This window comes from Streptomyces sp. NPDC054872, assembly GCF_053610705.1.
This window is the reverse complement of record NZ_JBSGYY010000016.1, coordinates 136,231-149,384: the sequence shown is the minus strand read 5'-3', so window position 1 is coordinate 149,384 and position 13,154 is coordinate 136,231. Positions and strand designations below refer to the sequence as shown.

At 70.5% G+C, this 13,154-nt stretch carries 11 protein-coding genes; 5 read left to right on the top strand and 6 right to left on the bottom strand.

The features are described 5' to 3' along the window. The first annotated feature begins 289 nt into the window (after positions 1–289). Positions 290–1,474: an amidohydrolase family protein gene (locus ACWGIH_RS21580; RefSeq protein WP_453451046.1), complete on the top strand. Its 1,185-nt coding sequence runs from the start codon at positions 290–292 to the stop codon at positions 1,472–1,474. A 64-nt stretch (positions 1,475–1,538) separates the two neighbouring features. Here the strand turns inward: ACWGIH_RS21580 and ACWGIH_RS21575 are convergent, their stop codons facing one another. Then, complete coding sequence (locus ACWGIH_RS21575; RefSeq protein ID WP_453451047.1) at positions 1,539–3,866, bottom strand: transketolase-like TK C-terminal-containing protein; 2,328 nt, start codon at positions 3,864–3,866, stop codon at positions 1,539–1,541. A gap of 272 nt (positions 3,867–4,138) precedes the next feature. Here ACWGIH_RS21575 and ACWGIH_RS21570 point away from each other — a divergent pair, with 272 nt between their 5' ends. The 4 genes from ACWGIH_RS21570 to ACWGIH_RS21555 all read left to right on the top strand — a co-directional run bounded on the left by ACWGIH_RS21570 (position 4,139) and on the right by ACWGIH_RS21555 (position 7,494). Then, positions 4,139–4,618 (top strand): Lrp/AsnC family transcriptional regulator, encoded by a 480-nt coding sequence (locus ACWGIH_RS21570; RefSeq protein ID WP_453451049.1) that lies wholly within the window; start codon positions 4,139–4,141, stop codon positions 4,616–4,618. Between the two features lie 695 nt (positions 4,619–5,313). Then, positions 5,314–6,162: a fumarylacetoacetate hydrolase family protein gene (locus ACWGIH_RS21565; protein ID WP_453451050.1), complete on the top strand. Its 849-nt coding sequence runs from the start codon at positions 5,314–5,316 to the stop codon at positions 6,160–6,162. Between the two features lie 157 nt (positions 6,163–6,319). Further along, positions 6,320–6,892, top strand: coding sequence for a VOC family protein (locus tag ACWGIH_RS21560; protein WP_453451051.1), 573 nt, complete (start codon positions 6,320–6,322; stop codon positions 6,890–6,892). Between the two features lie 131 nt (positions 6,893–7,023). After that, entirely contained in the window at positions 7,024–7,494 is a 471-nt protein-coding gene (locus ACWGIH_RS21555; RefSeq protein ID WP_453451052.1) for a hypothetical protein, read from the top strand. Between the two features lie 31 nt (positions 7,495–7,525). Here ACWGIH_RS21555 and ACWGIH_RS21550 read toward each other — a convergent pair whose 3' ends face one another. The 5 genes from ACWGIH_RS21550 to ACWGIH_RS21530 form a co-directional block, all read right to left on the bottom strand. Beyond that, on the bottom strand, positions 7,526–8,632 hold the full coding sequence (locus ACWGIH_RS21550) for an amidohydrolase family protein (RefSeq protein ID WP_453451053.1): 1,107 nt from the start codon (positions 8,630–8,632) through the stop codon (positions 7,526–7,528). Positions 8,633–8,895: 263 nt separating this feature from the next. After that, positions 8,896–9,546, bottom strand: coding sequence for a CoA transferase subunit B (locus ACWGIH_RS21545; RefSeq protein WP_453451054.1), 651 nt, complete (start codon positions 9,544–9,546; stop codon positions 8,896–8,898). Further along, a complete protein-coding gene (locus tag ACWGIH_RS21540; RefSeq protein ID WP_453451055.1) occupies positions 9,546–10,301 on the bottom strand; it encodes a CoA transferase subunit A in 756 nt (251 codons plus the stop codon). Before ACWGIH_RS21540 ends, ACWGIH_RS21545 begins: the two co-directional genes overlap by 1 nt. 260 nt (positions 10,302–10,561) lie before the next feature. After that, the gene (gene mhpA / locus ACWGIH_RS21535) at positions 10,562–12,175 is read right to left on the bottom strand and encodes a bifunctional 3-(3-hydroxy-phenyl)propionate/3-hydroxycinnamic acid hydroxylase MhpA (RefSeq protein ID WP_453691687.1); all 1,614 of its coding nucleotides are present in this window, start codon (positions 12,173–12,175) and stop codon (positions 10,562–10,564) included. A gap of 25 nt (positions 12,176–12,200) precedes the next feature. Then, positions 12,201–13,127 carry a VOC family protein gene (locus tag ACWGIH_RS21530; RefSeq protein ID WP_453446947.1) on the bottom strand — a complete coding sequence of 309 codons (927 nt, stop codon included), beginning with the start codon at positions 13,125–13,127 and terminating at the stop codon, positions 12,201–12,203. Positions 13,128–13,154: the final 27 nt, after the last annotated feature.

Genomic DNA, 13,154 nt, shown 5'->3' with positions numbered 1-13,154 from the left:
TGCTGAAGCCCATCACGGGCGCGTGTCAATGCCTGTGCGAGACCTAGCTCTAGCGAGTCACGACATGAGCCTGAAGGGTTGTTGTTATCACATATAGCGGCTACGGTCGGCGCGGCCCTGTACACCCCACAGCGTCGCTTCCGGACTCTCCACCCACCGCGCGAACAGGGCGCCACCGCAGCGGTCGCGCCCGGCAACACGGCGCCGACGGGACCCACTTCGGTACTCCACGGAGTACGGGGCATGCACGCTGCACCTTTCCGCACCCACCCGGCAGAAAGACACAACGATGTGCATCAATCACACGAACCGGCGTGACTTCATCAAAACGGCCGCGGCGGCCGGCATCGCCGCCGCGGGCGTGACGGCGATGGCCGCGCCCGCCTCCGCACAGGAACGCTCCGTCCTGCTCGACAAGGTCGCGCTGACGAACGTCCGGATCTTCGACGGCGACCAGGTGACCTCCCCCCGCACCGTGGTCATCGAAAACGGACGGATCGGCATCAGCTCTCTCGGCGCGCGCCGGATCGACTGCGCGGGCGCGGTCCTCCTCCCCGGGCTGACCGACGCGCACATCCACCTACGGGACGTCAACACCCTGCACGCACTGGCCGGTTCCGGAGTGACCACCGGTCTGGACATGGCCTCCTTCCCGCCCTCGCTCGTCGACTCGCTGCGCAAACTGCCCGGCCTCACCGACATCCGCAGTGCGGGAACGCCGGCAGTGGCACCCGGGAGCCCACAGAGCCAGATTCCGACCTTCCCGGCGGACGCGGTACTGACCGGCCCCCAACAGGCCACACAGTTCGTCCGCTCGCGGATCACCGAGGGTTCCGACTACATCAAGATCATCATCGATGAACCGGGGCTCTCGCCGGAAACCATCAAGGCCGTGGCGGCTGCCGCGCACTCCGCCGGCAAGCTCGTCATGGCCCACGCGACCACCACGGTCGCGGTGGTGCGAGCGCTGGACGCGAACGTCGACATGATCCACCACGTGCCGATGGACAGTGCGTTGTCGCCTTCGGTGGCCGCACGGTACGTCTCGACCAAGACCGTCGCCGTCCCCACCCTGACCATGATGGAGGGCTTCGGCAAGCTCGGGATACCTGGCCTGGACTACGCGGCCGCAGAGGGCAGCGTCGCCGCGCTGCGCCGGGCGGGGGCGCGGATTCTGGCGGGGACGGACTCGAACCTCACTCCGGGAATCCCAGTGCAGCCCCCGTTCGGCACCAGCCTGCACCACGAGCTGGAACTGCTGATCCACGCGGGACTCACCAACCGGGAGGCGCTTCGGGCCACCACGAGTCTGCCCGCCCAGTCGTTCGGCCTTGCGGACCGCGGAGCCATTCGGATCGGGAACCGCGCCGACCTCGTCCTGATCGACGGCGACCCGCTCACCGACATCACCGCGACCCGCGCGATCCGGAGCGTGTGGGTCGGCGGCGTGCAATACACCCCGCCCGCCGCCTGACCCGCCGAACGCCTTGCAGGGCCGACGCCAAGTCGTCGGCCCTGCAAGGCTGTTCGTCAACCGGTCACTGGGTCAGATCCAGAGCGGCGCCGACGATGCTGTCGGTGTCGATGCCGTGGTAGCGGTACACGTCGTCCAGGGAGCCGGATTGGCCGAAGCGGGTGACCCCCAGCCTGCGGACCGGCACCCGGTGGAGAGTGGAGAGGAAGGCCAGCGTATGCGGGTGACCGTCCAGGACGGTGACCATGGGCGTGGCCCGTTCCGCCGGGAACGCCTGGTCCAGGATCCAGTCGGGCGCCTCGCCGTTGCCGGCGCGGGCGTCGAGGGCCCGGTAGAGCAGCCCCGGGCTGGTGACGCACACGACGTCGGCCGGGATGCCGAGGCTCTGGAGGCGTTCCGCGGCGGCCAGGGCCTCGGTCACCATGGCGCCCATCGCGGCGATGGTGACCTTGGCACCCTCCACGCGGCGCAGCGGATAGGCGCCCGCCACGACCTGGCGGCGGCGGCGCTCCCTGGCCGCCGGGTCGCTGGGGACCCGGGCGAGGGTCTGATCGACGGGACGGGTGGAGAGCCGCAGATAGGCGGAGCCGCCGTCGGGCCGGCCGAGACGGGACAGGGCGGCCAGCAGCGTCCACTCGGTGTCCTGGGCGAACGCCGGCTCCCAGGTCGTGCAGCCGGGTTGCTCGATGCCGAGGGACGGTGTGGTGATGGACTGGTGGGCGCCGCCCTCGGGCGCCAGGGTGACGCCGGAGGGGGTGCCGACCAGGATCGACTGGCCCCCGGCGTAGATGCCGTAGGACCAGGGTTCCAGGGCGCGGTTGACGAAGGGGTCGTACAGGACGCCGATGGGCAGCAGCGGCTTGCCCCAGCGGCTCCAGGTGGCGCCCAGCTCGCCGAGGAGACCGACCAGGTTGGTCTCCGCGATGCCCAGTTCGATGTGCTGGCCGGTCGGCCGCTCGCGCCAGTGCAGGATGGTCTCCGCGTCGTCGGCGAACCAGTCCACGCGCTCGGCGGGCGACCAGACGCCGACCTTGTTGACCCAGCCGCCCAGGTTGGTCGAGGAGCTGACGTCGGGGCTGACCGTGACGACCCGGCGGGCCGCCTCGGGCGCGCTGCGGGTGAGGTCGAGCAGCGTCCGGCCGAGGGCCGCCTGGGTGGTCGCGATGCCGGTCGGAGTGCGGCCGATGTCCGTGGGGATCGCGGGAGGTTCGGACTCGGGGACGGCGTCGCGGCGCAGCCGTGCGCCGGTTTCGGCGCACAACCGGGCCGCCGCCGAGTCGGCGGGGAAACCCTCCCACGGGTTGTCGAGGTCGGCGCCCACCTCGCGGGCCAGCTGACGCATCTGATCGTCCGTCAGCAGCGAGGAGTGGTTCTGCGGGTGCCCCTGCGTGGGCAGGCCGTGGCCCTTGACGGTGTACGCGAAGATGACGGTGGGACGCTGGTCGTCCACCTCGGAGAGCGCTGTGTCGAGGGCGGACAGGTCGTGGCCGCCCAGGTTGCGGACCGCCTCCATGAGGGTGGCGTCGTCGATCTCCGCGAGCAGATCGCTGATCGCCGGGGCTTCGGCGCCGGTGCCCGGGAGCCGCTCGCGGAGTTGGTCGGCCGTGCAGCGCAGCAGGCGCTGGTACTCGGGGTTGGTCATGTCGTCGATGCGGGCGCGCAGCGCGGCGCCGCCCGGCCTCGTGAACGACTCCTCCAGCAAGGTGCCGTACTTGAGGGTCAGCACCTGCCAGCCGGCCGCCGCGAACATGCCGTGCAGGCGGCCGGCGGCGATGTTCGGCACGACGCGATCGAGGGACTGCCGGTTGAGGTCGACGATCCAGACCAACTCGCCGAGGTCGGCGACCTGAGGATCTATCAGAGCTTCCCACACCGCGCCCTCGTCCAGCTCCGCGTCGCCGACCAACGCGTACTGGCGGCCGGTGAAGCTTTGGGCGGCGCCCTCATCAGCGTAACGGCGTGCCAGAGCGCCCCAGATCGTCGCGGTGGCGCCGATGCCCACCGATCCGGTGGAGTAGTCGACCGGGTCGGGGTCCTTGGAGCGGCTCGGGTAGCTCTGGAGGCCGCCGAAGGCGCGCAGGCCGGTCAGGTAGGAGGCGTCCAGTTCGCCGAGCAGGTGGTTGATGGCGTGCAGGACCGGCGAGGCGTGCGGTTTGACCGAGACCCGGTCCTCGGGGCGCAGATGACGGAACCACAGGGTCGTCATGATGGACACCATCGAGGCGCAGGACGCCTGGTGCCCGCCGACCTTGAGTCCCGAAGGGTTGGGGCGTACGCGGTTGGCATGGTGCACGAGCGCGCTGGACAGCCACAGCACACGGTCCTGGATCTCGTGCAGCACGTCGAGGTCGTCGACCGTGGGCCGCCGGGGGGCTGCTGGTGCGGTGGTCATGGCGAAATGGTCTCCTCGATCGGCACACCCGGCGCGCGGACGCGCGGCCGGCTGTGGCTTGGGACGTATCGCGCGGCGGCGTGGAAAGCGCGCCGGGTGTGCTCCCGGCACGGCGGATCGGCTCGCCACCGGTTCACGGTCGGCGGCGTGCGGCCAGGGCGGGATCGCTGCGGACGAGGAAACCACCAGGTCAGAACAGCGCACAAGAACCCGCGAGGAATCTACGCAGAATGCCCAATCACCCGTTCCCCCAGCCACGGAAGGTGCGCATCGTGCCCAACTCCGCCCGGATCGACCCCACCGACGCGCGTCTGCTCCTGGCACTGGCCGCTCATCCCCGGGCCACCACGGTGGCGTTGGCCGAGGCGAGCGGGTTGAGCCGCAACACCGTCCAGGCGCGCCTGGCCTCACTGGACCGCACGGGGGCCGTGGACTCCTTCGAGCGGCGCGTCGACCCCGCGGCCCTCGGCTATCCGCTCACCGCGTTCGTGACGACCCAGGTCGCGCAGCGGAGCCTCGACGAGGTCGGACGCGCGCTCACGGCGATCCCCGAGGTTCTCCAGGCGCACGGGATGACCGGTGACACCGACCTACTGGTCCATGTGGTCGCGACCGACGCCGAGGATCTGTACCGCGTGGCCGGCCAGATCCTCGGCATCCCCGGTGTGGAGCGGACCAGTACGGCACTCGTCATGCGCCAGTTGGTCAGCTACCGGATCGCCCCGCTGTTGCGTAGGTCTGCGACGCGCTGATCACTCGCGAGTCGCCGTCGGCCCGCCGCGAACCCACGGTGCGGAGCCCACATCGTCGGATGGCTCCCATACGCCCGCCTCTTGCCGTGGGCGCGACGGCGTCCTAGTGCGCCGCCACATGGCTCCCGGCACATCTGCGTCGGTGTCGTCGGGCCGCCAGTGATCCGGCGCCGTCTCGCGGACGCGGTCCAGCGCCCTCCGCCCCTCTCCTTTCCCCGTTTCTTCGCTGCGCGCGCGGCCAGACACGGCAGCCACAGGCCGCTGGCCTCGCGTGTGGCCGAAGCGCTCATGGATGCCCTCAGCGGAGTTCGCCGGGCCTGGTCCGGCGCCCGAAGCGAACCCCAGCGCCGCCGCCCCACCCCGGCTTCACGTCGCCGGGGGGCGGACCGGCCAGCTTGTGCCGACGCGAAGCGCAACTGCCAGAAGCGACGCGAGCGGTGCGGACACTGTCAACGGGGACTCCTGAGTCCCACCCCGCCCAACCTGATGAAACCGATTCCCCCCGGCTCTTGCTGTTATCACATATAGCGACTTACTGTGTGGCCAGCGTCGCAGCGACAAAAGTCGGTTCGATGGCGCGGCGGGATCGACCGGCACGTACGGCACGGCGCTGTTCGACGTCGACGGGAAGATCACCCTCGTCGAGTCCGAGCCGTCGGCCGCGGCCATCCACACAAGGAACAGAGGAGCAGTTCGTGCGCATCGCCAACCTCTCCGAGCGCCTGGTCCTCATTGTCGACGGCCTCGCCGTCGACGTCGAGGACGCCAGCGGTGGGCGCTTCACCGCGGACCCGCAGGCCGTCTACCCGCGGTGGGAGGAGTTCCGCCAGTGGGCGGCACAGGCCCGCCTGCCCGAGGGCAGCCCCGTGGATCCGGCCCTCCTGGGCGCCCCCGTACCCGCTCCGCGGCAGATCGTCGCCGCCGGCCTGAACTACCGCGACCACGCGGCCGAGTCCGGGTTCGCCCTGCCCGAGAACATGCCTCCGGTCTTCACCAAGTTCGCCACCAGCATCACCGGCCCCGTCACCGAGGTCACGCTCCCACCCGGCGGGCACACCGACTGGGAGATCGAGCTCGTCGTCGTCATCGGTACCCGCACCCACCGCGTCTCCGCGGGCTCCGCCTGGGAGCACGTCGCCGGACTGACCGTCGGCCAGGACATCTCCGAGCGCATCACGCAACTCGAAGGTCCCTCGCCGCAGTTCAGCCTCGGCAAGTCCTTTCCGGGGTTCGCCCCCATCGGACCCTGGGTGGTCACGCCCGACGCGTTCGGCGACCCCGACGACCTGGGGCTGCGCTGCACGGTGAACGGCGAGGAGGTCCAGAAGAGCCGCACCAGCGACCTGATCTTCTCCGTGCCCGAGCTGCTCGCCCGTCTCTCCTCGGTGATCCCCCTGCTGCCCGGGGACCTCGTCTTCACCGGAACCCCGGCCGGCGTCGGCCTGGGCCAGGACCCTCAGCGCTTCCTAGCCCCCGGAGACGAACTGGTCAGCACCATCGAGGGCATCGGCGAACTGCGCCAGCGCTTCATCGCGCAGACCTGACGCCCCCGGCGACCGGATCCCCTGTAGGCCGCACCCACAAACCACCTGAACCGTCGGAGAACGAGAGCGCGGGCGCATTACCGGGTCGACGTCCTGCCGCTCGGCCGGTGAAAGTCCACGAAGACTTACGCCCGTAGATTCGATTGAGGAGGACCGAATGACCGCCACCCCGAAGTTCGCCCACGTCGTCTTCCAGACCAGCAACCCCACCGCCATGCGGGACTGGTACTGCACCGTCCTCGACGGACACGTGGTGTTCCAGAACGACAGCCTGTGCTTCATCACCTACGACGAGGAGCACCACCGCGTCGCCCTGCTCACCCCGCCGGTCGCCCTGGAGCGCAAGACACCGACGACGGCCGCCGCCCATCACGTCGCCTACACCTTCGACCACCTCGACGACCTCCTCACCCGCTACGAGATGCTGCGCGACAAGGGCGTCACCCCGGCGGTGTGCATCGCCCACGGCGTCACCACCTCCATGTACTACCAGGACCCGGACGGCAGCTTCGTGGAGATGCAGATCGACAACTACGCCGACCCGGACGAGGCCACCGGCTACATGAAGGGTCCGGAATACAGCGCCGACGCCGTCGGCCCGGCCTTCGATCCCGAGGCCATGCTCGCCGCTCGCCGCGCCGGAGAAACCGTCGAGAACCTGGTCCACCGCTCATGGGCCCTGAAGAGCGACATGCCCGACCCGATGCTCGTCCTCACCGGAGCCGTCTGAGCGTGCAGCGGGCCCATCACGTCAGACCAGGGGTGCCGGGACGAGACCGGCACCCCCTCGGCGCGCCGCCACTCAGTGACCCGTGAGCAGTCACCCCGCTGTCCGCCCTCATCCACGTACCAGGGGAATGTGTGAACACCTTCAGCCACGTCGACGCCGACTGCTTCATGTGCGGCCTGGAACAGAGCGACGACACCAACGTCGTATTCCGTGACCCCCTGTGGTCGGGGGAACAGGTGCCCGGCTACGACGTACCCGGCTGGTTCGTCCTGCGGGTCCGTCGGCATGCCGAACGCATCACCGGGCTCAACGAGGCCGAGCTGGCCTCGTTCGCCCGCCGCGCGCGCGACCTGGTCGCCGCGGTGACCGAGGCGACCGGCGCGCCCGCGACGTATCTGATGGTCTTCGGCGAGAACCATCCGCACTTCCATGCGCTGATCACGGCTCGGGGTGACGACGTTCCGCAGGACCGGCGCAGCGGGGACATACTGCGGCTCCGGACCGAGCGCGCCGATCCGGAGTCGGCGGCCCGTCTGGTGCCGGCGGTGCGCCGCGCTTATGAGCGCCTCGCCGGCGACGTCGTGTCACCACTCTCGGCCTGACCGCCGTCGAGCGAGGCTGGGGACCAGGCCGTCAGACAGCCGGGGTCTGTTCGGTGCCGGCGCACCAGATGTGGCGCAGGGATCGGGTGGCGCGGATGTCGGAAAGAGGGTTTCCGTCGACCAGGACGAGGTCGGCACGGAATCCGGGGGCGACCGAGCCCCGGCCGTCCAGACCGAAATGCCGTGCGGGCAGGACGGTGGCGGAGCGCAGTGCCTCCGCCGGCGTGAGTCCGGCCGCGACGAGCAGTTCGAGTTCGTGGTGGATGCTCGCGCCGTGCTCGACCTGGAAGGGTGTCCCGGGCTGTGTGTTGGCGTCGGTACCGGCGAGGATCGGCACGCCGGCGTCGCGCAGCGCGGCCACGCTCCGCACGGCGTTGCCATAGGCGGGGGTTACGCCTCTCGCCGCCGCCGTGCCCTCCATCATGGTAAGGGTGGGAATGCAGACCTGGCCCTGGGCCGCCATGCGGGCGGCCTCCGCGGTGTCCAGCGGACGGTCCAGTGGAATGTGGGTGACGAAGTCTGCGCCCGCATCGAGGGCCATGCGATAGGCGCCGGCGCTCGCGGCGTGTGCGACGGTCTTCCTGCCGTGCGTGCGTGCCGCGTCCACCAGCGCGTTCAGCGTTGCCTGGTCGGGGCCGCCCTCACCGGGCGCCTCTGCCACGATCTTGATGTAGTCGGCCCCTGCCGACACCTGGGCCGCCACGAACTCACCGGCCTGGCGCGGGGAGCGCACCACGGCGTCCTCGTTCATGCCGGGGATCCGGGCGTGGGGTCCGCCTTCTCCGATGGCCGGTGTACTGGCGCTGCGGATATCGGTCAGCTGACGTACCTCGCGCAGTGATGTCAGCAGTGACGGCGGCCAGGTGGCCATGTCCAGGGCGGTGGTGACGCCGTGGGAGGCCAGGGCCGCCAGTGTGTCCGCTCCGTGCAGATGTACGTGGGCGTCGATGAGCCCGGGCAACAGGGTCATACCAGTGCAGTCGATCAGCCGGGCGTTCGTGGTGTCGGTGTGGGATGAGACGACGGCCCCCTCGATGACGACGGTCCTTGGCTCGCTGAGCTCGTGGCCGTCGAAGACGCGGACGTGCAGGAGCGCCGTGGTGGTGGGGCCGGGCGCGGCGGGTGCGGGTCGGGTCACCGAAGTACTCCTGTACGCGTACGGGCGGACGGACTGGGGGCGTGCGGAGGCAGGGCTGGCAACGCCACTGTGTACGGGTTGTCCGCCGGACGCAGTGACGTGGGGAGGCCGGCGTGGCGGCCGGTGACGGCGTCCCTCGGGCGCGCCCCGACCGCTAGGCAGGGCAGCCTCAAACAGGTCGCGGCCGGGGCGGGTCCCAGGGACGCCGCGCGGTTTCGCCGTCCCGGTGGCTGTCCGGGTTCACGGGGTCGGCGGAAGCGGGTTCACCGCATCAGGGCGTCTTCCGGGAGACGTACGGGTGCCGCGGTGGCGGCGATGGCCTGTTGCGGCGTGACACCGGGGGCTGTCTCCACCAGGACGAATCCGCCGCCGGTGACGTCGAGGACAGCGAGATCGGTGATGACCCGGTGGACGCACGAACGTCCGGTCAGCGGAAGAGTGCACTCCGGGACGAGCTTCGGGCTGCCGTCCCTCGCGGTGTGCTCCATGAGGACGATGACGCGGCGGGCACCGTGGACGAGGTCCATCGCACCGCCCATGCCCTTGACCATCTTGCCGGGGATCATCCAGTTGGCGAGGTCGCCGCGGGCGGAGACCTGCATGGCGCCGAGGATCGCGGTGTCGATGTGGCCGCCGCGGATCATGCCGAAGGACAGCGAGGAGTCGAAGAAGCTCGCGCCGGGCAGGACGGTGACGGTCTCCTTGCCGGCGTTGATCAGGTCCGGGTCCACGGCGTTCTCGACCGGGTAGGGGCCGGTGCCCAGGATGCCGTTCTCCGACTGGAGGACCACGTGCACGCTCTCGGGCACGAACCCGGGGACGAGGGTGGGCAGGCCGATGCCCAGGTTGACGTAGTCGCCGTCGCCTAGTTCAGCCGCGGCCCTCGCGGCCATCTCGTTGCGGGTCCAGGCCATCAGAGCGTCACCGTCCTCTTCTCGATGTGCTTGTCGCCCGCTTGTTCGGGAGTGAGCGCTACGACGCGTTGGACGAAGACGCCGGGCAGGTGGATCTCGTCGGGGCCCAGGGTTCCCGGTTCCACGAGTTCCTCTACTTCCGCGACCGTGATGCGACCGGCCATGGCGGCGAGGGGGTTGAAATTGCGGGCCGATTTGTCGAAGACAAGGTTGCCGTGGTGGTCCCCGCGTGCCGCGCGCACCAGGGCGTAGTCGCAGGTGATGGCCTCTTCCAAGACGAAGTCCCGGTCGCCGAAGCTCCGGGTCTCCTTCGCCGGCGAGGCGACGGCGATACTGCCGTCGGCCTGATGACGCCAGGGGATACCGCCATCGGCGAGCGGCGTGCCCACCCCGGCCGGGGTGTAGAAGGCGGGGATGCCGTGCCCGCCGGCACGTAGCCGCTCGGCCAGCGTGCCCTGGGGCACGAGTTCCACTTCCAGTTCACCGTTCAGGTACTGGCGGGCGAACTCCTTGTTCTCCCCGACGTACGATCCGGTGACCCGCGCGATGCGGCCGGCCCCCAGGAGAACACCGAGCCCGTGCTCGTCGGTACCGCAGTTGTTGGATACGAGCCTCAGCTCGCCGGCGCCCTGTGCGTGCAGGGCCGCGATGAGCGTGCTCGGGATGCCGCACAGTCCGAAGCCGCCGACGGCCAGGGAGGCGCCGTCGGCGATATCGGCCACGGCCTCGGCGGCGGAGGCGAATGTCTTGTCCATGAACGTCCTTCAGGATCTTCGTCAGGTGCGTTGTCGAACGGGGGCGCTCTCACGGGGGGCGCCAAGCGGCGTCCGGGCCGTGTGGCAGCGGCGACGAGGCCCGGACGCCAGGCGGGTGCTTCCGGCTCGCGCCGCCGGAAGCACGACGGCGGACGGACCGTGCGGAAGTCCGGGCGCCGTGGTCGGTGGGTTCCATCGCGGTCCACAGACCTCGCGTCCCTCGGTGCCGGGGTACGACCGGCGCCGAGGGACGCGGCCGGCTACCCCTCGCCGGCTGTCGTCAGCGGCTGGGGTGCCGGGGCCCGTTCGGCGGTGACGACGGGGTGCCGCAGCTGCTCGCGCAGTTGGGTCACCAGCTCCCGTAGTCCGTGCGCGTCGGCGGCTGCGCCGAACAGGTAGAAGTCAGGCCGGATGACGGCGGCCACGTGTGCGTGTTCCCGCAGGTGGGACACGTAGCCGCCGGGCGCGTCGAGGTAGGCCCCCGGTGGGGCGCTCTCCGCGTAGAGGGGCACCAGGTGTGCTCCGATGTCGTCAAGGAAGTCGCGGTCGGTGGAGTCGAGAACGTCGAGCGGACCCACCCCGTCCGTCAGGATGGTGAATCCGCCGCCGGTGAGGTCGTCGAGTAGCGCCGTGCGGCCCTCGTGGGTGACTTCGTACTGTGGAGTGAGTTGACCGACGTCCGGGGCGCGGCTGCCGTCGGGGGCGCGCTGGAGGACGCCGTCGCCCAGAACGGGGGGCGGGGTGGGCGGCAGGGCGTGGCGGGGGTCGGCGCCGGCGGCGATCATGCGGGCGTCGCGAGCGGCGGCGGCGTCGGGGTCGAGGACACAGATGACCTGGCCCAGGGCCATCGACATGCCGATGGCGTGCTGTACGTGCTCGCTGCGCTCGGTGGTGTAGGTGTCCAGCAGCGCGGGGTCGGCCCGTCCGCCGAGGACGAGATCGAGTTTCCAGGACAGGTTGATGGCGTCGCGCAGTCCGGAGCACATGCCCTGCCCGGCGAACGGCGGCATCTGGTGAGCGGCGTCACCGGCGAGGAGGAGCCTGCCTTCGCGCCAGCGGTCCACCCAGCGGGCCTGGAAGGTGTAGAGCGCGTGCCGCTCGATGGTGGTGTTCTGCGGGGTGCGTCCCCAGGGCTCCAGCAGACGCCATGCGGCCTCCGGCGTCTTCAGCTCCTCGGCGTCCTCGTGCGGCAGCCGCATGAACTCCCAGCGGCGTCGTCCCGGACCGCCGGAGACGATCGTGGTCGGCCGCTCGGGGTCGCACAACTGCCAGTTCTTCGGCGACCATTCGATCTGGTCGTGCGGAATCGTGTCGACGACCAGCCAGTCGTAGAAGAAGCCGAGGTCGGTGACGGAGGTGGTTGCCATGGTGGAGCGGACGAAGCTGTTGGACCCGTCGGCGCCGATGACGTAACGGGCGTGAACCTCATCGCCGTCAGCACCACCGGCGGTCAACCGGACCGATTCCGGGCCGGGTCGCAGACCGACGACCTCGCAGCCGCGGCGCAGGGTGACCGTGGCCTGGTTCTCGGCGGCCTCGGCGAGGACAGCCTCCAGTTGGGGCTGGCTGAAGAAGTTGGCGATGGGCCAGCCGGAGGGGCCGTTACCGGACCAGTCGATCCGTACCAGGGGCTCGCCGGCCGCGTTGCGCCACTCGTAGTGGTCGGGGACGGGGTCGGTGACCGCGCGCACCGCCTCCCCGACTCCCCCGGCCTGGAAGATGCGGGCGATCTCGTGGTCGAAGTGCGCGGCGCGCGGCAGGGGGTACGGGTCGGGCCAGCGCTCCAGGGCGATGACGTCGTGACCCGCCCGGCCAAGCAGCAAGGCCAGCATCTGGCCGATGGGCCCGAAGCCGACGATCGCGACGTCGTGCACCTGCGGAGAAGTTCTACTCACGGCTCTACCTCGCCTCGCTGTGGGCGCCGGTCATCAGGGCGGCAAGGTCCTCGGGAGCGAGGAAGGAGGGCGGGGGCGGCGGCCCCCAGCTGAAGAGACCCTTGGCGCCCTCCAGGACCTCCGGCGTCCACAGCTGGTCGTCGACGATGCAGTCCATGTCGGAGTAGTACTCGCTGAAGTTGCCGGCCGGGTCCTTGAGGTACCAGAAGAAATTGGACCCCGCGTGGTGACGTCCCAGACCCCAGATGTGCCGCTCCGGGTTGCCCTCCAGCATCGCGGCGGCGCCACGGCCGACCTCGTCGATGTCGTCGACCTGCCAGGAGGAATGGTGGAGAAAGGCGACCGGGGCGGCCAGCACCAGGATGTTGTGGTGGTCGGTCGAGCAGCGCAGGAACGCCCCGTGATCCTTGATGTAGTCGGACGCCTTGAACCCGAGGCCGTCACGGAAGAAGGCCGTCGTGGCGTCGAAGTCGGTCGTGCCCACGACGGCGTGCCCCAGCTTGCGTGGCCGCACCCGGTCCGTGCGCAGGATGCCGGGCGCGCGGGTGCCGGTGCGCTCGGTGCGGCCGGGGCCGTTGTAGACGGTGGCCGCGACCGGGTCCTGATCCAGGCGGGGGGCGACCTCGAGGACGGCGCGTATGAAGGTGGCCTTGTCGTACGCGGTCAGCGTCCCGGCGTCGAGGGTGCTCTCGATGCCGAGCCGCTCCAGGCGGGAGGCGGCCGCCGCCAGGTCGTCGGGTGTGTCGACGCCGACGCGCACTTCCACCAAGCGGCGGGCCGGGGCGTGGACGATGCGCAGCTGGCGTCCGGCGTCCCGGGTGGTGAACCAGCCGTCGCCGTCCGAGGCGAGGCCGAAGTCGGTGTAGTAGGCGGCGGTCTCGACGACGTTGGGTACCCCCATGGTGATGGAGGTCAGACGGTGCAGTGCCATGGGAACTCCTCGACTCCTTTGTCCGTC